This window comes from Imbroritus primus, from assembly GCF_964332355.1.
In the GTDB taxonomy this organism is placed as follows: domain Bacteria; phylum Pseudomonadota; class Gammaproteobacteria; order Burkholderiales; family Burkholderiaceae; genus Imbroritus; species Imbroritus primus.
Map to the genome: position 1 here is coordinate 1,591,644 of NZ_OZ201293.1, position 25,580 is coordinate 1,617,223.

A 25,580-nucleotide genomic window follows, 5' to 3' on the forward strand; every position below is an offset into this window, starting at 1 on the left:
CGGGGTCGATGGATCAACGCCGCTCACGCCGCACCATCGCCCCGATCAGCAGCAGGGTCAGGACAATCAGCCAGATCAGCGACCATACCGGAATGGAGATACCAAAGATCGGCGGCAGCGGCAGGCTGCACAGGCCACTGGAACGGAATACCTCTGGCAGCACCCGCGCGCTGGGCAACGCGTTGATCCAGTTCTGCATCGGGTCGATGCCGCACGATTCCGTGGGATGCAACAGCGTCCACACGTGATAACCCGCCACCGCAATGCCGCCGATGCCCGACAGCATCGCCAGTCCGTGCCAGAGGCCGCGCGTGGCGCGGCCCAGCGAGGCCAGCAAGGCGAACAGGCCGATGCCGAGGAAGGCGTAGCGCTGCAGGATACACAGCGGACATGGCTTGAGCATTTCCACATGCTGCAGATACAGCGCGTAGCCCAGCAGGCCGAAGCTGGCGATGGCAATCAGCAGGAAGAACGGGCGCGAAGGCATGGAGGTTGGTTGCACGGTCATGGAAAGCGGCAGGATAAGGTCTGGGAGCACATATTACCGCATCGTCCGCCCGCCCTGAGCCGTCACGCGTTTTCCGCCAGTTCACCGTACTGCGCCGCGTGCCAGCGGCGGCTTGAGGGCGAGCCAAGCCATCCCCGCATTGTTCCGCTGCTGGCGGCACCATGCTGCTGCCTTCGCGAGATATGGCAGCAGCCTCGAGCGCGATAGCCACTTCATACTGCTCTCATCCTCCGCAGGAATACTGTTGGCGATCAGTGCCAGCACAACTTCCACATGCGCAGCATGCCCGGCCGCATGCCATGCAGACTGGTCCGGCCTATCTTACTTTGAATAATCGGCGCCAACCTCCAGCAGCATGACGGCGAAGGCAGCGCGTCCATGCAGTCATGCCTGCTTTACGGTTCCGGATTATTTGTAAATGATTTCAAAACATTCGAGGCTTCACGGTTATTTACATGCCGATGGTGGTGCACGCCGATACCATGCCGTCATTGACCACTGAGGGCCCTCGATATGTTCATGCTCAAGACCCTGCGCAACTTGCGCGCATCCACGCCAATCGATGTGAACGGCGCCTCTCCCGATCCCATATCGCAAAGTGAGGACCCGGGTGCCGAACGGTATGAGGCGCGCTACCGTGACATGAAGATACTGGCGAAAAATGCCGGAATGCCCTCGGCGTATCTTGCGACGCTTCCGTACCGTAGCCGTGAAGGGGTGACCTTCTGCAGCCAGGGGAACGAATCGGCCAACATGCTCAGTAACGTCGCAGTCCGACATGCGCCATTCGTCAACCGCGACCTGATGGCGAATTTGCTGAAGCAGCTGAGCGCCAGTCTTGGCCAGGAGCAGCCGTCCGGCATGGGCACTGAGCTGAACGAAGCCCAAGCCTTGCACAAGGCCGTTAAAGCCTATCGCCACAACCTTGCGAGAATTGCGCCAGGCGCTCCAGAAATTCTCGAAACCTTCTACGACCTCGAACACTTTCACAAAGTGAACGATCAGCACGCTGTCCGGCAACTCACACGCGCACTTGCAGCACTGCAGCATCGCGAAGCGTTGGAGGCGGTCAAGTCGTTCTTTCTTCTCACGCGCGGGACTCACACAGCACTGGTCGCGAATCCGCATGTGCTGGGAGCGCTCCCACAGACACTCTTGCCGGCGGCTGCAAACAGCCGGGACTACATTACGCTGACAGCCAATTGGTTAAAAAACAAGCAATTGATCCCGATTGCTCGCATCCATAGCCGGAAATTTGAAGACATCCACCGCGCCAGAACCGGCTTCGGCGCCGCTGGCACGCCCAGTTTCAGCCAGCCCCATGCCCGCGAGAATCGCACCTATTACCAGCTCACACCCAGCGCGCTGGCGCTCACCCTTGCCAGGAGCGATAACGACAATCTGGTCTTGTTCGGCAAGCTCGCCGAATACATGCCTGTGCAATTTGAACACTGGCTGGAGATCGCCAAGAGGCGTGATCTTCCATGGGCTACCAAGATAACGGTCACCGCCGATTTCTACACATGCGGCCTGCTCCCGGATATCCAGACGCTGCTGGCTTACATGAATACCGGCAAAGCATGGCGCCCCGTGAAGAATGGCCCGGAGTATGCCGTACAGTATGCAGACGTATATCTTGTCCTGCGGGCGCTGTGCGAGCTCCCGCCATCAATCGCTCCGCAAGTTGCACAACGCCGCGACGCTGACTTCGCAGCATGGCATGAAGCGCTCTGGCAGCTGTCTCAATCGGCCGATGCGGACGCCCGCGAGAATTTCGAGCATCACCGGCTGCATACCAGCGAAGCGGCAGGCTTGGTGATGCCCGCCGCCGCAGGGGCCGCCGGCCTGGACCGTTACCCTGCCGGATCACCTCAGCGTATCGCATTCATGTTGCGTTACTGTTCCGATACCCAAGCACTGGGTGAATTGCAGGCCATGAGTGCCACCAGGGATCTGAGCAACCTGCTGGTCGATGTCGCCCGCGCCCGCAAGCCAGAATGCTTGGCGTTTCTTCTCGGGCGCGATCGCCATACAGTCACCGGTTTGACTCAAGCCTTGCACGCCATGCTGGAAGATAGCTTGCACGCCGACTGGGTGCGTCCGCGGGGCAAGCCGGATCCGACGCGGCTTGCCATGCTGCAAATGGCGAAGCAACTCGTCGAGCACGGCGCCAATCTTGGGGGATACGACGAAGGTCAACCCTCCGTATTGCATGAAGTCGTGACGCTGTCCTTGCACGATGGTGAGCCACAGGCAGTCCGGAAGCAGCAGTGCGCGCTCATCGAAATCATGCTCCAACGGGGCGCCGGCATCAATGGTCGCGACGCACTGGGACGTACACCGTTTGCAGCACGGATTCTCCAGATCAAAGGAGCGTGGAAATCCGACCGCATCGCCCGGCTGCTGCGCCAGAAGGGCGGGCACATCGATGCGCCGGGCCTGCTGAAGCGCCTGAGGCGATGTGCGCGGACTTCGCTGGAAGAAGTCATGCCGGTGGCGGGCAAAATCGGCGCCTTGTCCATCTTGCTCAAGGACAGCAAACTGAATGCGGATGCCCTCGCCATTCTGAAGAAATCGCCACTGACGGACCATTGGTCCGCAGAAACGATCCTGAGCCTCGGCTATGAACTGATCAACACCAGAGATCGAACATGATTGCAGCCAAAGGACTGATCGTCGTGTAGCCGGCGAGTCAGACCTGGTCGCCCTCCTCCAGCCGGTAGTGATAGTTGCGCGTATCGATGCGGCTGTGGCGCACCTCCACTGGCTTGTCGCCAAAGGTGTAGGCCACACGGCGGACTTCCAGCACCGGCGCGCCGAGCTCGATGCCAAAGTGCTCGGCGGCAAAGGCATCGGCACCGGCCGAAGCAAGCCGCTCGGAGGAGCGTGTGATGGTGATGCCGAAATGCCGCTGGTAGACAGCGTAGAGGGTGCTGCCTTGCTGCAGCTGGGCCTTGGTCAGGCCCGGGAACATTTCCACCGGCACCACCATCTCGGACACGATCACTGGTGTGCCGTCGACTTTCAGCATGTTGGAGATGCGATAGACCCCGGCCTTCTGTCGCGACCGGGGCAGCGCGAGGATTTCGGCCGTCTGCTCGTCGGCAGTCGATTTGCTGAATGACAGCAGCGTGCTGACCGGCAGGATGCGCGTGCCGTCGTTGCGCACGACGTGGAAGAACCGAAAGAGATTCTGCTGGTCGCCATGGATGGCAACGAAGGTGCCCTTGCCTTGCCGACGCACGAGCACGCCTGCCGCGGCCAGCTCGGACACGGCTGCGCGGATCGTCGAGATGCCCACGTCGTAGCGCTCCGCCAGCCGGCTTTCGCTCGGCAGGATGTCGCCGGGGCGCCATTCACCGGTGCGCAGCGCCTCGATGATCTGGTCCTTGACGTGCTTGTACAGCGGCATGTCCGCAGGCGCCGGGCCGTGGTTGAAGCGTCGGGAAACTGTCGTGGCAGGTTTGCTTTCCATGCGGCGATTGTAGCACCAGCCCCCTTCCTTTCCGCCATCCAGGCAACGGTTTCACCAGCCCAGGCAACCTTTGTGGCGCGCTGCAGCATCAATATTCATTGACAAACCCCTTTTCCCTCATACAATTGACTCATTCGAATGAGTCGAAGGAGACGAGCGATGAAGCTAAAAGACGTGCACGTCGCGGTGCTGGTCGAAAACCTTTATCAGGAAATGGAGATCTGGGTGCCAGTATTCCGCCTCCAGGAAGAAGGCGCGCAGGTCACGTTCATCGGTCCGAAGGCCGATGCGTACAAGTCCAAGCTGGGTTACCCCGTGCAGGCCGACCTGGCATCGCGCGATGCGGTAGGCAAGCGCTTCGACGCCGTGATCGTCCCGGGCGGCTACGCGCCGGACCTGATGCGTACCGATGCCAGCCTGGTGCAAATCGTACGTGATCATTGCCAGAACGGCGCCATTGTCGCGGCGATCTGCCATGGCACATGGATGCTGGCGTCGGCCGGCGTCCTGCCTGGCAAGCGCGTGACCGGCGCAACACAGATTCGCGATGACATCGTCCACGCCGGCGCCACATTCGTCGATGAGCCGGCCGTCCGCGACGGCAACCTGATCACCTCGCGCAAGCCGGCCGATCTGCCGCAGTTCTGTGCTGCCATCGTATCGGCCCTGGCCGAGAAGCACGCCTGACCCTCAACAGACATATCCCCTTCCCACAGGAGACCATTCTATGAAGTCCGCTTTCTCCGAGGCCATCGTCGCGCCGCCTGCGACGACACGGCGCGCCGCCACCACGCGCAACGACATGCAATGGCGCACGCGTCCGAACCTGCCGGATACGCACTATGTCGATACGCGCGTGTACACCGACCACGGTGTATTCGAGGAAGAGATCGACAAGTTGTTCAACCGGATGTGGCTGCCGGTCTGCCATGAAAGCGAGTTGCCAAAGCCGTACGACTACCGCACCAGCGGTGTCTCCAACAATCGTCCGATCGTGGTCGTGCGAGGCCCGGACAACAAGATCCGTACATTCCTCAATATGTGCCCACACCGAGGCAACATTATTGTGCGCGCCCCCTCCGGCTCGCTGCTCAAGGCCGAGCCGTCGGGCAATCCCAAACACATGACCTGCATGTTCCACGGCTGGCAGTTTGATGCGAAGGGTCGTTGCGCCGAGATTCCGCGCGAGGAAGATGGTTACCAGGATCGTCTGTGCAAGGCCGATGTCGGCCTGCGCGAACTGCGCACCGAGGTGGCTTATGGCGGTTTCGTCTGGGTCAACCTCGCAGATGAAGGTGAATCGCTGAGTGACTTCATCGCCGGCGCGTTCGATGGGATGCATACCGAGCTTGAGTCGGAGCCGCTGGAAATCTTTCACTACCAGAAAGCAGTCATCCCGACGAACTACAAGCTGTGGCATGAAACCAGCCGCGAGTTCTACCACGACTACATGCATTTCCATAACCGCGCGACTGGCATGCTGCAGCCGGGCTACTTCGACCGCAAGTACCAGGTCTTTCCGAATGGCCACGCCGCGACCGGACTGACCACGGTGGCCTACGATGCCTACGAAGGCAACAAGGAACGCCACCTGACCTTCCCCGGCATGCCAAAGAACGGCTGGAAACAGCTCAATATCTTCCCCGCCTGCACCTACAGCCTGCGTGCCTCTTGTCTGCGCGTGAGTGTGATGACACCGCTCAGCGAAAGCGAGACGCTGATTGAGGTGCGCGGCCTCGGCCTGAAGAGCGACACTCCAGAGATCCGTGAAGCGCGCATTATCGATCACGACACCATCTGGGGCCCGTTCGGCCGCAACATCATCGAAGACCTGCTGGCCGTGCAGAACCAGACGCTGGCGATGAACGAAAGCCCGGCCGCCAAGTACCTGATCATGGCGCGCGAGGAAGGCGACACGATCCATGACGAGATCGGACTACGCTCGTATTTCGCGGAATGGTCACGCCGCATGGGCCGGCCCGCCTCCAACCCGGTTGCAGGAGGTGCAGCATGCTGATTCGGGATCCCGGCACGCGGCAAGTCATCGACAGTATCGTGTACGAAAGCTGCCTTGCCATGAACGCCAACGACTGGGCTGGTTTTCTCGCACTCTGCGAACCTGAGTCGTTCCGCTATCGCATCACTAACTACAGCCCCGAGATCCAGAAAGACCAGACGTGGATGGATCGCGACTGGAAGGGCCTGAAATCGCTGTTCGACCTGCTACCCCGACACAACACCAACAATGCGCCGCTCATGCGCCATGCCACGGTGTACCGGGCCGAGCACGAGGCCGATGGCGACACCATACGGGTCCAGACGCTGTTCTCGCTGTACCGCACAGAGCTGGATGGCCTGAACTCGCATATCGTCTCGGGCCGCACGAGCCTGTTCGCCGTCGGTAAGTACGACGACCGCATCCGCCTGGCAGCAGATGGCGAATCGGGCCGGCTGGTCAGCCGCAACGTACGCCTGGAAACACGCCAGATCGATGTCGGTTCGCACATCCCGTTCTAGGAGACGAGCATGGGCTGGAAAAAAGTATGCGAGGTCGCGGATGTGCCCAAGGGCGAGATGAAGAACTTCTCGATCGGCGCGTTCGAGGTGATGGTCATCCATGGGGATAACGGCCACCTGGTCGTTCCCCCTTCGTGCCCGCACATGGAAAACGCGCTGGCCGATGGCTTCTTCGACGGCTGCGTGCTCACCTGCAACAAGCATCTGTGGCAATGGAGCATCCCCGATGCCCAGCCTATCGGCGTGGCCGAGCAGGCCCTGCTGCGCTACCCGTCCGAAATCCGCGATGCGGCGATCTGGGCGGAGGTGGAAACCGAGCTGCAGTACTGCCATGAAGACGAGTGCGAGTGAGCCGATGCATACCATGCTGCATTCCACCCCGCACGCGATCCTGATACGCACGCCTTCCGGCACGGCCGGCTACCGGGCCATGGCAGACGAGCGGCTGCTTGATGCCGGCCTGCGCGCCGGCCATTGCCTGCCCTATGAATGCGCGACGGGTACCTGCGGACAATGCCGCGCCACCGTACTGCACGGCCAGCACCGCGACCTCTGGCCGGAAGCGCCCGCTGCCGCCAAGCTGCGGCGGGAGCGCGGCGAGGTGCTGATGTGCCAGACGGCTGCATGCGGCCCGCTGGAAGTGGCACTGCCCAAGGGGGCGGAGCAGATGCTCGAACCGCACTGCTGGCCAGCACGACAGCAAGCACGCGTTTCCGGCTTGCGCCTGCTCAATGCGGACATCATCGAACTGCGGCTCGAACTGTCCGCCCCCCTGGATTTTCTACCCGGGCAATTCGTGTTGCTTGGTGCGCCAGGCGTCACCGGCTACCGCGCGTATTCCATGGTCAACCACGATATGCCGGCAACGGCACTGACCCTGCTGATCAAGCGCAAGCCGGATGGCGACTTTTCCACCTGGTTGTTCCAGACGGCGCGCGAGGGGATGCGGGTTGACCTGTTTGGTCCGCTGGGCAAGGCAACCTTCGAGGCAGACACGATGCAGGACATCGTTTGCATTGCCGGCGGCTCCGGCATCGCGGGCATGATGTCCATCGTCGGGGCGATCCATGGACAGCCACTGCGCGGCACGCGCCGTACCGACATGTTCTTTGGCGTACGGGCGGCGCACGACCTCTTCTATGCCTCTGAACTCAACGCCTTGGCGGAGCGGTCAAACGGATTGCTGCAGGTCACCGTCGCCCTCTCCGAGGTCCAACCAGCTCCCGCGCTTATCGAGCGTCATCCGGCGCTGCGCTTTGCGCATGGCTTCGTGCATGAAGTCGCGATGCACGGCCTCCGCCCCGGTCTGGAAACACCGACAGCGTTCCTTGCCGGACCGCCCGTAGCGGTCGATGCCGGTATCCGCATGCTGATGAAGCAGAAATTTCCATTGCAGAGAATCCGCTTCGACCGGTTTGGATAACACCTGCCCTGAATACCACTGACTGATGCGCGATCACAAGCATTAACACAAGAACGGGAACAAGCACGAACACTAGAACAAGCGCACTATCCACCCACAGGAGACGACATCATGAAGCGCCGTATCACTTTAATACTGGCAGCACTCGTGACCAGCATGGCCTGCGCTGGCACCGCCCTTGCCCAGGCATGGCCAAACAAGCCAGTCAAGATCATCGTGCCGTTTCCTGCCGGTGGGGCTACCGATGCACCGGCACGCATGCTAGCGGAAAAACTCGGCGGCATGTGGGGACAGTCGGTCATCGTGGAAAACCGTGCAGGTGCTGGCGGAACGGTCGGCGCCGTGGAGGCGGCCCGTGCTGCGCCGGACGGCTATACGCTGTTCTTTCCCTCGGGGGCGGTGATGACCGCCAACCAGCATATCTACAGCAATCCGCGCTACAACCCGGAGCGCGATTTCGTGCCGATCGCGACTGTCGCTTCCGGGCCGATGGTCATCGTGGTGCCAGCCAATTCGCCCTACAAGTCGCTCAAGGACCTGCTCGACGCGGCGCGCGCCAAGCCCAAATCACTATCGTTCGGTCATGCCGGGGTCGGCTCGCAAAGCCATCTCGCCAGCGAGGGCTTCCTGAAGGCTGCCAATATCCAGGCAACGGCCATCGCGTACAAGGGTGATCCGCCCGCGCTGGTCGATCTGGCCGGCGGCACGGTCGATTTCTGCGTAGCCAACATCACCGCGGCACTGACGCTGGTCAAGGGCGGCAAGCTGCGCGCACTGGGGGTGGCCGCGCCTGCACCGATCGCCCAGCTGCCCAATGTGCCGCTGGTGTCGGCCACCGTGCCGGGCTACGAGGCGCGCGGCTGGTTCGGGATCGTCGCTCCCGCTGGCACGCCAAAGGATATCGTGCAGAAAATTTCGCAGGATGTCCGGATCGCTTCTGCCGACCCGTCGATGAAAGAACGAGTAGCCGCCATGGGCATGGACATGGTGGGCGATACGCCCGAGGACATGAAACGCACGATGGAGCGCGAAAGCGCGCGTATCGCGGCACTTGTCAAGGAACGGCAGATCCGGATCGATTGAGGCGCATGTGCCTGCAGCGCGGTTGCCGGTTGCGCGGTGGACGGGTTCGCACGGAAACCACGCGCGACCGGAATACGCGCCGGCGCCATGCGAGCCGGATTCAGGCCGGCATCAGTCGAGCTCGCGCGCCCGGTCGATGGCGTGCTCGATCCGCTCGACGGCGATCACCTGCAGGCCGTCGATCTTCTGCTTGGGCGCATTGGCCTTGGGAATCAGCGCGACGGTAAAACCGAGCTTGGCGGCTTCCTTGAGCCGGTCCTGGCCGCGCGGGCTGGGACGGATCTCGCCCGCCAGGCCAACTTCCCCGAAGACCACGAGGCCGCGCGGCAGCGGCTTGTTGCGCATTGAGGAGTGAATCGCCAGCAGTACGGCGAGGTCAGCAGCGGGTTCGGTGATCTTCACGCCGCCCACGGCGTTAAGGAACACGTCCTGGTCGAAGCAGGCAATGCCAGCATGGCGGTGCAGCACGGCCAGCAGCATGGCGATGCGGTTCTGCTCGAGCCCCACGGCCAGGCGGCGCGGATTCGGTGCGCCCGCAGCATCGACCAGCGCCTGCACTTCCACCAGCAGCGGCCGCGTGCCCTCCTGCGTGACCAGGACGCATGAGCCGGCCACGGTCTGCTCATGCTGCGACAGGAACAGCGCGGATGGATTGGCCACGCCACGCAGCCCGCGTTCGGTCATGGCGAACACACCGAGCTCGTTGACTGCGCCGAAGCGGTTCTTGATGGCGCGGATCAGCCGGTACGCGGAGTGCGTATCGCCTTCGAAATACAGCACCGTATCGACGATATGTTCGAGCACGCGCGGACCGGCAAGCGCGCCCTCCTTGGTGACATGGCCGACGAGGATCATCGTCACGCCCGTGCTCTTGGCAATGCGCGTCAGTTGCGCGGCGCATTCACGCACCTGCGCCACCGAGCCGGGCGCGGACGTCAGCGCATCCGAATAAACGGTCTGGATCGAATCGACCACAACCACATCAGGCCGCTCGGCTTCGATGGTGGCCTGGATCTTCTCGAGCTGGATCTCGGCCAGCAGGGACAGGTTCGGGCTATCAATGCCCAAGCGGCGTGCCCGCAGCGCGATCTGTGCGCCCGACTCCTCGCCGCTCACATACAGCGCCCCGCGCTCGCGCGACAATTCCGCCATGGCCTGCAGCAGCAGGGTGGACTTGCCGATGCCGGGATCGCCGCCGATCAGCACGACCCCACCCGGTACCAGGCCTCCGCCGAGCACGCGGTCGAATTCCTCGATGCCGCTGCTGAAGCGCGGCACATCAGCCGCTTCGATTTCCGGCAGCTTCTGCACGCGCGCCGGTGCGGCCAGCGACTGGAAGCGGTGGCCGGAGGCAGCATTTTCCGCCACGCTCTCGACCAGTGTGTTCCATTGCTGGCAATGCGGGCATTGGCCCTGCCATTTGGGTGTGCTGCCGCCGCATTCGGTGCAGGTATAGATCGTTTTCGCTTTGGCCACGCGCTCAAACTCCGGGAATCGGCAGGCTAGTCATGCAGTCGACAGTGCAACTGGACGGTATCAGTCGCCGTCCGCCACGGATACCGGCACGCGCGGTGCCACAGCGCACATCAGCTCGTAGCCGATCGTGCCGCTGGCGGCAGCGACTTCATCGATCGACAGTCCCTCCCCCCACAGGGTGACCGGCGTGCCAACGCCCGCTGACGGACACGGCGTAAGATCGACGGCCAGCATGTCCATCGAGACGCGCCCCACCATGCGCGTGCGTGTGCCATCGACAAGTACCGGGGTGAAGGTGTCGCCCCAGCCCGGCGCATGGCGCGGATAGCCATCGGCATAGCCGCACGCCACCACGCCGATGCGCATCGCCGTATCGGCGGTAAAGCGCGAACCATAGCCAACGGTATCGCCGGGGGCCAGCTGCTGCACGCCGATGATTTCGCTGGTCAGCGACATGGCAGGCTGCAAGTCGAACTGCGCCACATCTGCGGCGATGCCAGTCGGCGAGGCGCCGTACAGCATGATGCCCGGACGCACCCAGTGACGGTGCGCGGCAGGATGCCATAGCGTCGCAGCGGAGTTGGAGAGGCTGGCCTCGCCCGGCAGGTTCACCACCGTGGCATCGAAGGCTTGCACCTGATGGGCGATACCCCGTTCGCCGTCCGCATCCGAAAAATGCATCATATGCACGATCGACCCGATCCACGGCATGGCGCGTGCACGCTCCCAGGCCGCCCGGTACTGTTCGGGGCGGAATCCCAGGCGGTTCATGCCGGTGTTCATCTTGAGCTGGATGGATAGCGGCCCGGCCGGGCGCGCCTGCTCGAGCATGCGCAACTGTTCCTCGCAGTGCACCGTGGTGGTCAACCGGTATTGCGTAATCAACGCGATATCTTCCGGCTTGAAGAATCCTTCGAGCAGCAGGATCGGCCCTTCCCAGCCAAGCTCCCGCAGACGCACGGCCTCGTCCAGATCCAGCAGCCCGAACCCGTCGGTGCCACGCAGGCCTGCGAACACCCGCTCGATGCCGTGCCCGTAGGCATTCGCCTTGATGATCGACCAAACACGCGACTGCGGCGCGCAGCGGCGGGCGACATTGAGGTTGTGGCGAAGGGCTGCGGGGAAGATCGTGGCGCGGATGGGTCTCGGCATGGGACAAATTACCTGGGTCGGCATGGAACCTGGCGCGGCAATCGGGTCTCTATTGCAGGCGGCCGTCAGCCAGGTGGCATGCAAAAGCGTTATTTGAACACATCCGGGCGGTGACCCTGCAAAAATGCTGCGACGCCTCGCCGGAACGTGCGCCCGCCTGCCTCCCGACCGGTTTCGGGACTTGCCGCGCATGCCGGAAGAGCAGGAAAAAGCGCAGCGATTTTCACAGGATGGGCGCCTTTTTCGTGATATAAAGCCGGACGCGCCGTCCGGTCGTCCTATAACGGACCCCACGGCAGGCGTCGTCGCCGGAGACCGAGTCGAGAGTATGAAGAAGGGTTTTTACACCATCATGGCCGCGCAGTTCTTTTCGTCGCTGGCCGACAATGCGCTGCTCATCGTGGCCATTGCCCTTCTTACCGAGATGCTTGCCCCGGCCTGGATGACCCCGCTGCTCAAGCTGTTCTTCGTGCTCTCCTACGTGCTGCTGGCGGCGTTTGTCGGGGCCTTCGCCGACTCGATGCCCAAGGGCCGCGTGATGCTGATCACCAATGCCATCAAGATCGGCGGTTGTTCCATCATGCTGTTCGGCTCGCACCCGCTCATTGCCTATGGCGTGGTCGGGCTGGGCGCCGCAGCCTACTCCCCGGCCAAGTACGGCATCCTGACCGAGCTGCTGCCACCCGAGAAACTCGTGGCGGCCAACGGCTGGATCGAGGGCCTGACGGTAGGCTCGATCATCCTCGGCACGGTACTGGGCGGCGCGCTGATCTCGCACAAGGTATCGCAGATGCTGCTCGGGATCGATGTGCCGTTCATCGATCTCGGCATCGAATCGCCAACCGAGGCCGCCATGATCGTGATCATGCTGTGCTATCTGGCGGCAGCCATCTTCAACCTCTTTATTCCTGACACCGGCGCCCGGTATCCTGCCCAGGAAAAAAACCCCTTCCGCCTGATTTCCGAATTTGCCGATTGCTGCAGCACACTGTGGCGCGACAAGGTCGGCCAGATCTCGCTGGCGGTGACCACGCTGTTCTGGGGGGCGGGGGCAACGCTGCAGTTCATCGTGCTGAAATGGGCCGAGCAGTCTCTGCAACTCAACCTCTCGCAGGGTGCGTTGTTGCAGGCCGTGGTGGCGGTGGGCGTGGCGGCAGGCGCCATCCTCGCGGCAATGCGCGTGCCGCTCAAGCGTTCGCTGTCGGTGCTGCCGTATGGCGTGGCAATGGGCCTATTGGTGATGCTGATGGCCTTCTACACGCGCGATACCCTGCCGCACGTCGTGTTCCAGATCGGCAATATGCAGTTGTCGCTGGCCATGCTGATGGCCTATCTGTTCCTGATGCTGCTGGGTGGCCTGTCCGGCTATTTCGTGGTACCGATGAATGCCCTGCTGCAGCATCGTGGCCATGTGCTGCTCTCGGCCGGCCATTCCATTGCCGTGCAGAACTTCAATGAGAACATTTCCGTGCTGGTGATGCTGTGCCTGTATGCGCTGCTGATCCGCTTCGACGTTCCGGTGAGCATCGTCATCATCGCCTTCGGCACATTTGTGTGCGTGACCATGCTATTGGTGATGCAGAAGCATCGCATCAACCAGCGCAAGTTCGATTCGGTCGCGCTGATCGCCGAAGACAAGCACCACTGATACCGTTCCGGCAGCCAGCGAGGACTTCACGGCCGGCCGCTCAGCCCATCCTGCCGCCTGGTTCCACCCGTTCCCCTTGCGCCCGGCGCAATGCCAGGTCGGTCCAGCCATCGGGCACGATGAATCCGCGCGTCACCTCATGCCAGCCGTCTCGGCCAGCATTGTCGGTCTCGCGCCGCAGGCCGCATACCATCACCGGAATATTGCGCCGGTATGCCGGCGCCTCGCTGCCGCTATGAAACCGCTCGTATAGCGCAGACACCATGGCGGCATGTTCCAGCAGGCCGCCACTCCCCCTATCCAGCTGCGCCGGCGACAGCCACAGGGCGCGCGGCAGCAGGCACCAGCGCAGATCGCCCGAACGGCCGGAAGGCTTGTGTGCAAACTGATCGAGCGTCCCCCACCAGCCATGCAGGTGATCGGCCGCCAAGCGCGCCGGCAGGCGACCGGACTGGCGCACATCGGGCCATTCCAGCGGATAGAACAGCCAGCCCTTCAGATAGGCCTCGGCCCGGTCCACGTTGCAGCCGAGTGCGGCGCGCGCTTCTGGCGTGTGCGACAGGGGGAGCTGGCGGGTAGCGATATGGTGCAGCTTGTCGCCAAAGCGGTCGGCAAGATTGGGGCCGACGAAGTGCATCCAGGTGATGGGGGCAGCCGGATCGGGTTCCGGCATCAGCAGGTAGAACTTGGTGGCGAGTTCCCAGTGGGTGACCACGCCGCTCGCCTGGTCGCGCCAGACGAAGTCGAGTTCTCCCAGCGTATCGATCTCGTTGCCCTGCCCGGCCGTCCGGCGGATGGGCAGGTTGGCCGCCAGCACATGGATACCCGGCAGATGCGCAAGCACGCCGCCCAGCAGGAGTTCAGCGTAGCGTCCCAGGCGCTTGGGAATGGCCGCCACCGGCGGCAAGCTGGCGGCGCCATCGGGAGCCTTCAGCCAATGCTCGAGTACCGGCGCCAGATGCGCCGGCCAGTCGGCCAGCGGAGGAAGAACCAGATCGTTGCTGCTCCGGCACGCGCCTGCTGCCCGATCCGTGTCGCCGGTACGCACTGCATCCGCTGCATCCGGCGCACCATGTCCCAGCAGCCATGGCGATGCTGCCAGCCAGCGCAGGTCGCGCTGCGTCCGGACGACCCGCTCAGGCGCGTCCGGCGGACGGACCGGATCGTTCATGCAGGGCACGCGCAAAGCACAGGTCATCCCAGGCTTTGGCCTTTTCGTTCGGGGAGCGCAGCAGGTAGGACGGATGGTAGGTCACCACCACCGGGATGCCCTCATAGTCATGCACCTGGCCGCGCAGGCGGCTGACTGGCGCGTCGGTGCGCAACAGGCGATGTGCAGCGACCTTGCCGAGCACCACGATCAGGCGCGGCCTCAGCAGTGCGATCTGGCGTTGCAGATAGGGTTCGCATAGCGCGGCCTCTTCCGGCTCCGGATCGCGGTTGCGTGGCGGCCGGCATTTGACGATGTTGGCGATATATACATTGCGCTGGCGCGACATGCCGAGCGCCCGCAGCATATTGTCGAGCAGCTTGCCCGACTGCCCGACGAAGGGCTCGCCCTGCAAGTCTTCCTGCTCGCCTGGACCTTCGCCGATGAACATCCATTCGGCCTGCTGGTCGCCCACCCCGAACACGGTATTGGTACGCCGTTCGCACAGCTGGCATGCCTGGCAATCAGCCACATGCCGGGCCAGCGGCTCCCAGTCGAGCGTGGCGATTTCCAGGGCGCGGGCGTTGCTTTGGGCGTGGTCACCCCCGTGCGGCCGGCGGGCCGGCTGCTGCAGCGGCATTCCCTCGTCGAACGAGCCAGGATGCCCGGTCCCGGGCGCGGTAACAGATGCCGTCCTTGTATCCCGTGCGGCAGCCACATTGGCCTCTGCCCCAATGGCGGCGCGCTCCACCACCCCTGCCGTGGATTCCGGTACCTGCAGCGCTTCCGGCACCTCCAGCACTGCGCCATGCTGGCGCGGCAGCCATTCCGGCATGAGGCCCATTGCATCGAGAAACTGTTCGCGTCGGCTCATGGCCGGAATCCTCCGTGTGCGCTCGCGGTATCACCGTCCGCTGTGGGCCAGTGCAGGCGCATGACCAGTGCGTCCTCGCGTGCACCATCAGCCGCCGGGTAATAACCCCGCCGCCGGCCGATTTCCGCGAAACCGCTGCGCTGGTACAGCGCGATCGCGCCACCGTTGGACGGCCGCACCTCGAGCAATATGCCATGATAGCCCGAGGCCCGTGCCGTATCGGCAACGGCCTGCAGCAGCCAGGCGCCAAGGCCACGGCGCTGGTGCTCAGGGGCGATGGTGATGTTCAGCAGATGCATCTCATCGACCGCCGGCATGACGATAGCGTAGCCGGCCAGCCGGCCATGCGCGTCGCGCAGCAATAGGCCGACATAACCGCTGCGTACGGAGTCCTCGAAATTGCGCTGCGACCACGGAAACGGATACGCCCGCAGCTCGATCGCCACGATTTCCGGTATGGACAGCACGGTCATGCGCTCAAGGCGCCAGCCGGCTGGCAACCCTGCCGGCACGGACAGATTGGCTGACAAATTCGACATGTCGCGTCCCTGCCGTTCCTGTCAGTTGCCTGCGGCCTTGGCGGCCGCCACGGCTTGCCGCTCGGTCACCGTCAGCGCCACCTTGTCGCGCACATACAGCGGCGCGGCATGTTCGGCGGATTGCGTCATGCCGGCATCGAACATGCGTAACGCGATGGCAGCCACGCTGCGTGCGTCCGGCAATATCGCGGGCAGGCGATGCGCTGCCTGGGCTGCAAGCGTCAGCTGTTCGCCAAATACGGTCAGCGCACTCCCCACCAGCCAGAACGGTCCTTCCGGCGCGATCACGGCCTCCGGCGGCGCGACGCGGGTCGGTGTCAGCGCTTCCCAGCCGCTGCCATCCCAGCGGAACGTGGCCCAGTAGCATTCCTGCATGCGGGCGTCGAGCGCCACGACCACGGGCATGCCGGCGGGCAGCTGTGCACCGGCCTGCTCGGCACAGGCTTCGAGCGAGTTGACGGCAATCACTGGCCGGTCGATACCGAACGCCAGGCCCTGGGCCACCCCGCAGGCCGTGCGCAGACCAGTGAAGGCGCCAGGTCCGGCGCCGAAGGCAATGGCGTCGCAGGCGTCGAGCGTCACGCCGGCCTCGGCCAGCACCGCGTCGACCAGCGGCAGGATCAGGTCGCTCGAACGCGGGCCCGTCTGTTCATGGCGCGCGACTGTGCGGACGCCGCCGTCCCGGCGCAATGCCAGGGCGACCGAGCACCACTCGGTCGATGTTTCCAATGCAAGAATCTGGGTCATGACGCGATTGTAGCGGTTGGCGAAACCGAGGAGGCCCTCGAATCGATCCGCGAGGTTCGTTGCTATGATGGAATTTTCCGTTCGTCCATGAGGATCTGCTTCAATGACCGACCTTTCCGCACGTTTCGCCCAGGCCCAGCAGGACGTCCAGCAATTGCCGGAACGCCCCGGCAACATGGTCCTGCTGCGCCTGTACGCCCTCTTCAAGCAGGCCAGCGAAGGCGATGCCGGCGATGACCGTCCGGGCGTGACGGATATCGTGGCACGCTACAAGTTCGATGCCTGGGCTGCACTCAGGGGTATGCCCACCGAAGACGCACAAGGCAAGTACATCGAACTGGTCGAGGAGCTGAAGGCCGGGAACTGAACCCTGCCCCTGAAGCCTGACCCTCAAGGCTGGTCAGTCGGCCCGATCACCGGCGCGGGGGCCGGGCGCATGCGCCATGCGGCCAGCATCGCCAGCCCCAGCAGGACGCCGAGGAACAGGAAGGTGTCGTCGAATGCCGCCAGCCGGTGGACCGGATCCACCGCGCTGGCGCTGACCGGCTCACCGCCCTGCATGCCCAGCCGCCACTGCAGTACGATACCGCACACGCTGATGCCGATTGCGCCGCCCAACTGGCGGATGAAACTGATCCCGCTCGACCCCTGCGACACGAGCGAAAAATCCACGCCGCGCATGGCCCCGATGCTCAGCGACGGCAGGATCAGGCCAAGGCCGATCCGCCCCACCACCACCCACAGCACCAGCACGATATAACTGGTGGCCAGCGAATTGGTCGCCATCAGCAGGAACGACGCCATCAGCAAGGCCAATCCGAGCGTGACCTGCTGGTAGGGCCGGATGATCTCGATCAGTCGCCCCGCCAGTACGATCACTATGGCCAGACAGATACCGGCCGGCAACAGCAGCAACCCGGCATGCGTAGGCGTATAACCAAGCCCGAGCTGCATGTACACCGGCAGCAGATAGGTCGAGCCGTACAGGCTGGCGCCATACATGAACGACACGATCGCGCCCATGGCGAACTGGCGATAGCTGAACAGGCGCATGTCGACCAGGGGATAGACGGCGCGCAGCTGCCAGAACACGAAGGCCCCGAGCGCCAGCGCCCCACCGGCCAGCAGCCCGCTGCCAAGCGCGGGAGCATGCATGACCTCCACCAGGCCGTTCATCAGCATGATGGTCGCTGCGCTGATCAGCAGCAGCCCGGTCCAGTCGAGCGGCTGGCGTTCTCCCATCAGCGCCGAATTCACCGGCATGAAGCGGCGTGCAAGAAACGCAGCCAATACGCAGAATGGCAGCACGACGAAGAAGATCGAGCGCCAACCAAATGCCTCCACAAGGAACCCGCCGACGCTTGGCCCCACTGCGGGGGCCAGGATCACGCCAAAACCGAACAGGCTCATCGCCCGTCCCTGCTCACGCTCCTCGAACGCGCGCAGGATCAGAATATTTGGTAGCGGCTGCATGATACCGGCTGCGAGTCCTTCCGTGACCCGCATCATCAGCACAAGCTCATACGAATGGGCCAATCCACCCACCAGCCCGCCACAGCCGAGCAACACCACTGCGCCGATGAAGGTCCGGCGCAAGCCGAGACGCAGCAGCAGCCAGGGCGTGAGCAGCATGCCGAGTGTCATGGCGATCATGAAACTGGCGGAGACCCATTGGGCACGCGCCTGCGTCAGCACAAAGGTCCGGCTGAGATCGGGAATGGCGACGTTGACGATGGTCGAGGAAATGATCGACGAAATGGTGCCGATCATCAGGACCAGCAGGACCAGCCAGCGTGTACGCTCACCGTAACGGGCGGCTAGCGATTCCCGCGTGGGCCCGGCTTGCCAGGGAATCATCCCAGGCGCCCTGCGGCTGCGAATTCGCGGATCTTGGCGATCGTATCCAGGTCCGCCGCGTGATAGGCAGACCGCACGATATCGGCGTAGCGCGTATCGCCGCGGGCATCGGCCTCAGCCATGGTGGTCGCGTAGACGAAGCGGACAAAGAGGTGCGCCTCGTCCGGCATCTCGATCGACATCATGAGAGAACCGCCTGCGTGCTCGGCCGTGGCATGCGTGTCGTAGCGCACGGCGGCGTGGGGGATCAACGTCACGGTATCGCGGATGCGCGCCGCACCGAAATGCAGTTCGCGCTCCAGTACATTGCCCGTATCCGAGAGGATCTCCGCACGGTCGAGGCCCAGCATGAACGCCTCGGGCTCGCGCGCCCGCAGGACCAGCCCCTGCCAGACCTGCTGCGAGGTGAGCGGTACCAGCAAGGGATTCAGCGGATCATTGATTTCAATCAGGTGCTCGAATTGCAAGCGATTTCTCCAGGGCAGCGTTCAGCCTCGATTATGAGCGCATTTGCGCCATGGAAAAAGGCCGGGCCCGCACACAACTGTGCGGAACCGGCCCCGGGGCAAGGCGGAGAGCGGCTCCGCCACGCGATGCAGGCGATGAGATCCGGCCTTCAGTGCCGAAGCTCAGGCTTGATTGTCAGACCTTGCGATCAGACTTCCTCGTACAACGGCAGCGTCAGGAACTCGGCAAAGTCCTCGGCAGTGGACATCTGCTCGAAGATCTGCGCAGCGCGGTCGTAGGTCTTGGTGTCGCCGCCGACCAGCGCCTTGACCTTGGCCAGTTCGACCGGGATGATCTGCCGGACCAGCTCGGCCGTCACCTTGGTGCCGTCTTCCAGCACGCCCTTGGGCGAGCGGATCCACTGCCACACTTGCGAGCGCGAGATTTCCGCCGTGGCGGCATCTTCCATCAGGTTGTGGATCGGCACGCAGCCATTGCCGGCCAGCCAGGCGCCGAGGTAATGGATGCCGACATTGATGTTCATCTCCAGGCCGGTGCGCGTGATCGGCGTTTCCGGCTGGAAGTTGAGCAGGTCGGCGGCCGTCACCTGGACATCATCACGCTGCTTTTCGATCTGGTTCTGCTTGTCGCCCAGCACTGCCACGAATTCCTTCATGGCCGGCTCGACCAGGCCCGGGTGTGCCACCCAGCCGCCATCGTAGCCATCGGTCGCATCGCGCTGCTTGTCGCTGATGATGCCCTGCATGGCGATGGCGTTCTTTTCCGGATCGTTCTTGATCGGGATCAGCGCGCTCATGCCGCCAATCGCAGGAGCATTGCGCTTGTGGCAGGTCTTGAGCAGCAGTAGCGCATAGGCACGCATGAACGGCGAGGTCATGGTGACCTTGGCGCGGTCGGCCAGGCAGAAGTTCTTGTCGACCTTGAACTTCTTGATGCAGCTGAAGATGTAGTCCCAGCGGCCGGCGTTGAGGCCGGCGCTGTGCTCGCGCAGTTCGTACAGGATCTCGTCCATCTCGAAGGCTGCGAGGATCGTCTCGATCAGCACGGTGGCCTTGATGGTGCCCTGCGGCAGGCCGATCTCGTTCTGCGCCATGACGAACACGTCGTTCCACAGGCGTGCTTCGAGGTGGCTTTCCATCTTCGGCAGGTAGAAGAACGGGCCGGCGCCACGGGCGATCTGTTCCTTGGCGTTATGGAACAGGAACAGCGCGAAATCGAAGATGCCGCCGGACACGCGCTGGCCGTCGACCGTGACGTGCTTTTCGGTCAGGTGCCAGCCGCGCGGACGCACTTGCAGCGTGGCAATCTTATCGTTGAGCTTGTACGACTTGCCGTTCTGCTCGAGCGTGAGCGTGCGACGGATGGCCTGGTAGAGGTTCACCTGCCCCTGGATCTGGTTGTGCCAGTTGGGCGTGTTGCTGTCCTCGAAGTCGGTCATATACGAATCCGCGCCCGAGTTAAAGGCGTTGATCACCATCTTGGCCTCGACCGGACCGGTAATTTCCACGCGGCGGCAGTACAGCGCGGGCGGGATCGGGGCGATCTTCCAGTCGCCGTCGCGCACACTCTTGGTTTCCGGCAGGAAATCGGGCATTTCACCAGCGTCCAGGCGCTTGGCGCGGGCCACACGGGCCTGCAGCAGCTCTTGGCGGCGCGGCTCAAAGGCACGGTGCAGCTTGGCAACCAGCGCAAGCGCTTCGGGCGTCAGAATGGATTCGTAGGCGGGCAGGATCTCGCCGGTGATCTGCATGCCTGCGGGGAGCGTCAAAGCCATGGTCATCTCCTGTGATTGTGTTCAAAGCGAAAAATCGGTTCATCGGGCGGGTGCAGGCGCACCCGCTACGCTGCGGACGCCGCGCGCCCGGCACGGGCCTCGCGGACAAACTGCAGCAGGTCGTTCATATCGTGCCCGGTACCTTGTGGCACCACATCGAGCTGCTCCGGCGGGTGACCGGCGCGGTTGATCCAGAAGGCGGTATAGCCGTACCACGCCGCCCCGCATGCGTCCCAGCCGTTCGACGAGACGAAAAGAATGTCGCGCGCCGGCACGCCGAACGTGGCCGGGCCCAGCGCATAGGCTTCCGGCGCGGTCTTGAACAGGCGCACCGGCTCCACGCTCAGCACGGCCTCGAACAGCCCGCCCATGCCTGCGCTCTTGACTGCGATGTCGAGCATCTCGGGATTGCCGTTAGAGAGAATGCCCAGCGGCAAACCCATCTCGCGCAACTGCCGCAGCACACCCGCATTCTCGGGAAACGCCGACAGGCAGCTGTACTCCTTCATCAGTTGCGCGCACTGCGTCTCGCTCAGCGCCAACTCGAGGCGGGCAGCCGCGTAACGCAATGCGTCCTGCGTAATGTCCCAGAACGGCTTGTAATACTCGCCACCCGGCCCGGCCAGCGAACGCAGCCGGGTGTAGTCGATCTGTCGGTCGCGCCACAGCAGCGCCAGCGCATTGCCCTTGCCCGGAAATAGCTGCTCGGCGCGCGCCGCGACGGAATACACGTCGAACAGTGTTCCGTAGGCATCGAACAGGACGGCGCGGATGGCAGACATGGGCAGCGGCGCGAGGCGCCGGTTTAGTCAATCGGATAACGCATTGTAGGAAGCCGGTGCGACAGCAGAAAGACGCCGACGGTCACTTGATCTTTTACTTTTAAGTACATAATCTTGCGTCATTCCAGACAAAATACTGCGGTTTTCTGCAGACTCAGCCGGATATCAGTGCTCGATGAGCCACCTCAAGCAGCTTGAAACCTTCGTGGCCGTCGCCTCCCGCGGCAGTCTGTCTGCCGCCGCCAGCGCCGAAGGCGTGGCGCCGGCCATCATCGGACGCCGTCTGACTGCGCTCGAGGAGCGGCTGGGCGTCAAGCTGATGGTCCGCACCACGCGCAAGCTCAGTCTGACGTTCGAAGGCGCGGCCTTTCTGGAGGATTGCCAGCGCATCCTGAACGACCTGCACAATGCCGAGGCCAGCGTCTCGGCCGGCGGCGTCAAGGCCAGCGGCCATCTGCGCATCACCGCTCCGGCCGGCTATGGGCGGCGGCACGTCGCGCCGCTCGTGCCGCGCTTTCTGGAGGCGCATCCGGACGTTTCGCTGACTCTCGATCTTTCTGACCGGGTTGTCGATCTTGTCAACGAAGGCTTCGATTGCGCCATCCGGCTCGGCGACCTGCCGGATTCCAGCCTGGTCTCGATCCGCCTGGCCGACACGCGCCGCGTGGTGGTGGCGACCCCCGACTACCTGGCCCGACATGGCACGCCCGCCACGCTGGACGATCTCAATCACGCCAACTGCCTGTCGTTCGGCGCTGGTGCGGCGCAACGCGGCTGGGTCTTCCAGCAGGACGGCCAGACTGTGATGGTGAAGATCGCCGGCACCATGGAATGCACCGACGGCGCCGTTCTGCACGAATGGTGCCTGCAGGGCCACGGGCTGGCGTGGCGCTCCTGGTGGGAGGTTGGCCAGGACATTGCCGCCGGGCGCCTGGTGACCGTGCTCGATGCCTATGCCGCGCCGCCGATCGGCATTCACGCAGTCTTTCCGCAGCGCAAGCACCTGCCGCTGCGCGTGCGGCTGTTCATCGATTTCCTGAAAAACACCTACGGCAATCCGGCCTATTGGCGGCGTGGCGGCATGGCGTCGTAGCACGGATATGACGGCCGGCTATGGCGGTTCCGGTACCGCGCCAGCACGCAGACGCCTGACAATAGGGTCCGCGCAGCCCGTATCGTCCAGGCAACTCATATAGCCTGCATGGCCGGGCAGACACGAGCCCGGCGGCAGCGTCCGGTTTGCGCCAGATCAAGAAGAGGCGTAATCGGTATTTCCTTATTGCGCGAGCGGACTACACTGAATACGAGGCAAGGCAATCGCTTCTTTTCGTTCCATCCACAATAAGGAGAAGACCATGTTCAAGCATTTGCTGATTCCCACCGACGGTTCGGAACTCTCGCACAAGGCGATGCAGGGCGCATTGGAACTGGCCACTGCCCTCAATGCCAAAGTCACGGCTTATGTCTGCCTTGAACAATACCCTTATACGCCATTCAGTGAAATCGTCGTCGAAGCGCCGCAGGCATTTCACGAGCGTGTGGAAAATCAGGCGCGTATTTACCTGAAAGAAGTCACGGATGCCGCGCAGAAAGCCGGCGTTGCCTGCACGACGGACATGACCACCTTTGCCGCCCCCTATCTCGGCATCATCGATGCTGCCGAGCGCCATGGCTGCGATGCGATCTTCATGGCCTCGCATGGCCGGCGCGGCCTGAGTGGCCTGCTGCTGGGCAGCGAAACGCAGAAGGTACTGACCCACACCGCGATCCCCGTGGTGGTCTACCGTTAAACACGCCCGGACATGGGCGAGCGGCGCGTGCCCTGCATGCGCCTGCCGGAGACGTACGGGAATCCGTCTCCGGCTTATTTTTAATATTTCTAATATCTGTTCTTCATTTATATCAATATCAATATCACGCTAATTCACAAAATTAATGTGTAGCGTGTGCAATACTGCTTTCAGTTTTTCCCTTAACTCTTGCAGTTCGTTAATAAGGAATGACGATGGCGGATTCATCGACGCACGTTTCGCATGCAGATCCCGCACCGGGCAATATCCTGCCGTTTCACCGCAAGGTGCTTTCGCCGGCCTCCCCTTCTGCCCCGGGGTCTCTTGCAACACGCCTCGCAAGCCGCGCGCATCTGATGCGGCGCATGCTGCAGCACGCCATGCATGCGCTCGAGCGCAGTCGGACCCGCGCCTCGTCGAATGACATGCATGCCTACCTGACGGCTTTTGCCGAGGTCAGCGCACTCGAACATGTCACACGCCATCCCCATGCCAGCCCGCACGATACCGAGCACGCTACGCTGCAGGCCGAAGCCACGGCAATGCGCTACCTGGTCTGCCTTGCGCCTGCCCCCGGCGCTCTGCGGCATGCCCAGTACCGTTTCGGCAGCCTGATGGCGCGTCGTGTCGCGCTGCTGATCCGCTATCACCGCGCCCAATGCACCGCGACTGAGCACCGTTTCATCGATGACCTGCTGCGCCATACCCTGCAGTGGGCCGAAGGCTATGGCACCAGCAAGCCGCGCTCCGACCTCCAGAGCGCCCACGCCACCCACGCTGCCCTCTGACTGACACCGGTCGGCAGGCGCGTCACGCACGATGAACAGCGCAAGGAAAGCCCCGGCGGAATATGCATACGCCATCCGCACACTGCCCTCAAAGGCGTCTGCTGGCTGGCCTTGCGGCTCCCTTGTTGCTTCCCCACCGATCACGCGGGCATGAAAAAGCCCCGCGGATCGCGGGGCGGAAGGTTCCGGTGCGTTGGTCGCGCACCGGTCAAGTAGCCTGGAGAGTGATCAGGCGACTTTCTTGTCGAAGAACTGTTCGTCTTCCGTCGAACCCTTCAGTGCAGTCGTCGACGACTGACCGCCTTCGATGGTCTGCGTCACAGCATCGAAGTAGCCCGTACCGACTTCGCGCTGGTGCTTGACGGCGGTGAAGCCTTTCTCGGCGGCGGCGAACTCCGCTTCCTGCAACTCGACGAAGGCGCTCATCTGGTTGCGGGCATAGCCGTGCGCCAGGTTGAACATCGAGTAGTTCAGCGCGTGGAAGCCAGCCAGCGTGATGAACTGGAACTTGTAGCCCATGGCACCGAGTTCCTTCTGGAACTTGGCGATGGTCGCGTCATCGAGGTTCTTCTTCCAGTTAAACGACGGCGAGCAGTTGTACGACAGCATCTTGCCCGGGAACTTGGCATGGATGGCTTCGGCGAACTTGCGGGCGTATTCCAGATCCGGCTTGCCGGTTTCACACCACACGAGGTCGGCGTACTCGGCGTAGGCCAGGCCGCGCGAGATGGCCTGCTCCAGGCCCGGCTTGGTGCGGTAGAAGCCTTCCACTGTACGTTCACCCGTGCAGAACGGCTTGTCGTTGTCGTCCACGTCGGCGGTCAGCAGGTCAGCGGCTTCGGCGTCGGTACGCGCCACCAGCACGGTCGGCACACCCATGACGTCGGCAGCAAGACGCGCTGCCACCAGCTTGGCGACGGCGTCGCGCGTCGGCACGAGCACCTTGCCGCCCATGTGGCCGCACTTCTTCACGGAAGCCAGCTGGTCTTCGAAGTGCACGCCGGCGGCGCCGGCCTCGATCATCGACTTCATCAGTTCGAAGGCGTTCAGCACGCCGCCGAACCCGGCTTCGGCGTCGGCTACGATCGGCGCGAAGAAATCGATATCGTCCTTGCCCTCGCTCCACTGGATCTGGTCGGCGCGCTGGAAGGTATTGTTGATGCGCTTGACCACCTGCGGCACCGAATTGGCCGGGTACAGCGACTGGTCGGGATACATTTCGCCGGCGAGGTTGGCATCGCCCGCGACCTGCCAGCCCGACAGGTAGATGGCCTTGAGGCCAGCCTTGACCTGCTGCATGGCCTGGTTGCCGGTCAGCGCGCCGAGTGCGTTGACGAACGGCTCATTGTTCATGAGGGTCCACAGCTTTTCAGCGCCACGCTTGGCCAGCGTGTGCTCGATCTGCAGCGAGCCGCGCAGGCGGATCACGTCTTCGGCGGTGTAACCGCGCTTGATCCCTTTCCAGCGCGGATTCGTGTCCCATTCCTGTTGCAGTTTCTTGGCTTCGGCTTCACGCGACATTTTCACTC

The 25,580-nt window shown here is 63.2% G+C and carries 25 protein-coding genes; 12 read left to right on the forward strand and 13 right to left on the reverse strand.

The genetic code is table 11. The features are described 5' to 3' along the window. Nucleotides 1-13: 13 nt before the first annotated feature. A complete protein-coding gene (locus tag ACQ3C8_RS07285) occupies nt 14-508 on the reverse strand; it encodes a disulfide bond formation protein B (RefSeq protein ID WP_009522696.1) in 495 nt (164 codons plus the stop codon). 519 nt (nt 509-1,027) lie between these two features. Here ACQ3C8_RS07285 and ACQ3C8_RS07290 point away from each other — a divergent pair. Continuing rightward, nucleotides 1,028-3,163, forward strand: coding sequence for a hypothetical protein (locus ACQ3C8_RS07290; RefSeq protein ID WP_428852987.1), 2,136 nt, complete (start codon nt 1,028-1,030; stop codon nt 3,161-3,163). A 37-nt stretch (nt 3,164-3,200) separates the two neighbouring features. Here the strand turns inward: ACQ3C8_RS07290 and ACQ3C8_RS07295 are convergent, their stop codons facing one another. After that, nucleotides 3,201-3,983, reverse strand: coding sequence for a GntR family transcriptional regulator (locus ACQ3C8_RS07295; protein ID WP_428852988.1), 783 nt, complete (start codon nt 3,981-3,983; stop codon nt 3,201-3,203). A gap of 159 nt (nt 3,984-4,142) precedes the next feature. On the opposite strand from ACQ3C8_RS07295, the gene ACQ3C8_RS07300 reads away from it, so the two are divergent. From ACQ3C8_RS07300 to ACQ3C8_RS07325, 6 genes are all read left to right on the forward strand, one after another. Beyond that, on the forward strand, nt 4,143-4,670 hold the full coding sequence (locus tag ACQ3C8_RS07300) for a type 1 glutamine amidotransferase domain-containing protein (RefSeq protein ID WP_009522699.1): 528 nt from the start codon (nt 4,143-4,145) through the stop codon (nt 4,668-4,670). Between the two features lie 40 nt (nt 4,671-4,710). Continuing rightward, nucleotides 4,711-6,000, forward strand: coding sequence for an aromatic ring-hydroxylating oxygenase subunit alpha (locus ACQ3C8_RS07305; RefSeq protein ID WP_428852989.1), 1,290 nt, complete (start codon nt 4,711-4,713; stop codon nt 5,998-6,000). After that, nucleotides 5,994-6,500, forward strand: coding sequence for an aromatic-ring-hydroxylating dioxygenase subunit beta (locus ACQ3C8_RS07310; protein WP_428852990.1), 507 nt, complete (start codon nt 5,994-5,996; stop codon nt 6,498-6,500). Before ACQ3C8_RS07305 ends, ACQ3C8_RS07310 begins: the two co-directional genes overlap by 7 nt. Before the next feature lie 9 nt (nt 6,501-6,509). Then, nucleotides 6,510-6,851 carry a Rieske 2Fe-2S domain-containing protein gene (locus ACQ3C8_RS07315; RefSeq protein ID WP_428852991.1) on the forward strand — a complete coding sequence of 114 codons (342 nt, stop codon included), beginning with the start codon at nt 6,510-6,512 and terminating at the stop codon, nt 6,849-6,851. Further along, nucleotides 6,832-7,923, forward strand: coding sequence for a 2Fe-2S iron-sulfur cluster-binding protein (locus ACQ3C8_RS07320; protein ID WP_428852992.1), 1,092 nt, complete (start codon nt 6,832-6,834; stop codon nt 7,921-7,923). Before ACQ3C8_RS07315 ends, ACQ3C8_RS07320 begins: the two co-directional genes overlap by 20 nt. Nucleotides 7,924-8,034: 111 nt before the next feature. Next, nucleotides 8,035-9,006 (forward strand): Bug family tripartite tricarboxylate transporter substrate binding protein, encoded by a 972-nt coding sequence (locus tag ACQ3C8_RS07325; protein WP_009522704.1) that lies wholly within the window; start codon nt 8,035-8,037, stop codon nt 9,004-9,006. A gap of 111 nt (nt 9,007-9,117) precedes the next feature. On the opposite strand, the gene radA is transcribed toward ACQ3C8_RS07325, so the two are convergent. After that, on the reverse strand, nt 9,118-10,482 hold the full coding sequence (gene radA, locus ACQ3C8_RS07330) for a DNA repair protein RadA (RefSeq protein WP_009522705.1): 1,365 nt from the start codon (nt 10,480-10,482) through the stop codon (nt 9,118-9,120). Between the two features lie 60 nt (nt 10,483-10,542). Continuing rightward, a complete protein-coding gene (gene alr, locus ACQ3C8_RS07335) occupies nt 10,543-11,634 on the reverse strand; it encodes an alanine racemase (RefSeq protein WP_009522706.1) in 1,092 nt (363 codons plus the stop codon). 328 nt (nt 11,635-11,962) lie between these two features. On the opposite strand from alr, the gene lplT reads away from it, so the two are divergent. Then, a complete protein-coding gene (gene lplT, locus ACQ3C8_RS07340; RefSeq protein WP_428852993.1) occupies nt 11,963-13,282 on the forward strand; it encodes a lysophospholipid transporter LplT in 1,320 nt (439 codons plus the stop codon). Nucleotides 13,283-13,322: 40 nt separating this feature from the next. Here the strand turns inward: lplT and ACQ3C8_RS07345 are convergent, their stop codons facing one another. From ACQ3C8_RS07345 to tsaB, 4 genes are read right to left on the reverse strand one after another with little or no spacing between them, the layout of a single operon-like run. After that, nucleotides 13,323-14,453: a DUF1853 family protein gene (locus ACQ3C8_RS07345; RefSeq protein ID WP_428852994.1), complete on the reverse strand. Its 1,131-nt coding sequence runs from the start codon at nt 14,451-14,453 to the stop codon at nt 13,323-13,325. Next, nucleotides 14,419-15,306: a uracil-DNA glycosylase gene (locus ACQ3C8_RS07350; RefSeq protein WP_428852995.1), complete on the reverse strand. Its 888-nt coding sequence runs from the start codon at nt 15,304-15,306 to the stop codon at nt 14,419-14,421. Before ACQ3C8_RS07350 ends, ACQ3C8_RS07345 begins: the two co-directional genes overlap by 35 nt. Beyond that, nucleotides 15,303-15,845, reverse strand: a complete 543-nt coding sequence (rimI, locus tag ACQ3C8_RS07355; protein ID WP_428852996.1) for a ribosomal protein S18-alanine N-acetyltransferase — start codon at nt 15,843-15,845, stop codon at nt 15,303-15,305. The genes ACQ3C8_RS07350 and rimI overlap by 4 nt, the downstream gene beginning before the upstream one ends. 21 nt (nt 15,846-15,866) lie before the next feature. Beyond that, nucleotides 15,867-16,592, reverse strand: a complete 726-nt coding sequence (gene tsaB / locus ACQ3C8_RS07360) for a tRNA (adenosine(37)-N6)-threonylcarbamoyltransferase complex dimerization subunit type 1 TsaB (protein WP_428852997.1) — start codon at nt 16,590-16,592, stop codon at nt 15,867-15,869. A 103-nt stretch (nt 16,593-16,695) separates the two neighbouring features. Between tsaB and ACQ3C8_RS07365 the strand changes: the two genes are divergently transcribed. After that, nucleotides 16,696-16,959 (forward strand): acyl-CoA-binding protein, encoded by a 264-nt coding sequence (locus ACQ3C8_RS07365; protein WP_428852998.1) that lies wholly within the window; start codon nt 16,696-16,698, stop codon nt 16,957-16,959. A 23-nt stretch (nt 16,960-16,982) separates the two neighbouring features. Here the strand turns inward: ACQ3C8_RS07365 and ACQ3C8_RS07370 are convergent, their stop codons facing one another. The 4 genes from ACQ3C8_RS07370 to ACQ3C8_RS07385 all read right to left on the reverse strand — a co-directional run bounded on the left by ACQ3C8_RS07370 (nt 16,983) and on the right by ACQ3C8_RS07385 (nt 21,473). After that, entirely contained in the window at nt 16,983-18,449 is a 1,467-nt protein-coding gene (locus ACQ3C8_RS07370) for a DHA2 family efflux MFS transporter permease subunit (RefSeq protein ID WP_428852999.1), read from the reverse strand. After that, a complete protein-coding gene (locus tag ACQ3C8_RS07375) occupies nt 18,446-18,916 on the reverse strand; it encodes an SRPBCC family protein (protein WP_009522714.1) in 471 nt (156 codons plus the stop codon). Before ACQ3C8_RS07375 ends, ACQ3C8_RS07370 begins: the two co-directional genes overlap by 4 nt. A 188-nt stretch (nt 18,917-19,104) precedes the next feature. Then, complete coding sequence (gene aceB / locus ACQ3C8_RS07380) at nt 19,105-20,691, reverse strand: malate synthase A (RefSeq protein ID WP_009522715.1); 1,587 nt, start codon at nt 20,689-20,691, stop codon at nt 19,105-19,107. A 65-nt stretch (nt 20,692-20,756) separates the two neighbouring features. Continuing rightward, on the reverse strand, nt 20,757-21,473 hold the full coding sequence (locus ACQ3C8_RS07385) for a haloacid dehalogenase type II (protein ID WP_428853000.1): 717 nt from the start codon (nt 21,471-21,473) through the stop codon (nt 20,757-20,759). 175 nt (nt 21,474-21,648) lie between these two features. Between ACQ3C8_RS07385 and ACQ3C8_RS07390 the strand changes: the two genes are divergently transcribed. The 3 genes from ACQ3C8_RS07390 (at nt 21,649) to ACQ3C8_RS07400 (ending at nt 24,051) form a co-directional block, all read left to right on the forward strand. Further along, complete coding sequence (locus tag ACQ3C8_RS07390) at nt 21,649-22,566, forward strand: LysR family transcriptional regulator (RefSeq protein WP_009522717.1); 918 nt, start codon at nt 21,649-21,651, stop codon at nt 22,564-22,566. Between the two features lie 262 nt (nt 22,567-22,828). Beyond that, on the forward strand, nt 22,829-23,263 hold the full coding sequence (locus ACQ3C8_RS07395; protein WP_009522718.1) for a universal stress protein: 435 nt from the start codon (nt 22,829-22,831) through the stop codon (nt 23,261-23,263). 365 nt (nt 23,264-23,628) lie between these two features. After that, nucleotides 23,629-24,051: a hypothetical protein gene (locus ACQ3C8_RS07400; RefSeq protein WP_428853001.1), complete on the forward strand. Its 423-nt coding sequence runs from the start codon at nt 23,629-23,631 to the stop codon at nt 24,049-24,051. 228 nt (nt 24,052-24,279) lie between these two features. On the opposite strand, the gene aceA is transcribed toward ACQ3C8_RS07400, so the two are convergent. Then, nucleotides 24,280-25,572: an isocitrate lyase gene (gene aceA / locus ACQ3C8_RS07405; protein WP_428853002.1), complete on the reverse strand. Its 1,293-nt coding sequence runs from the start codon at nt 25,570-25,572 to the stop codon at nt 24,280-24,282. Nucleotides 25,573-25,580 lie beyond the last annotated feature (8 nt).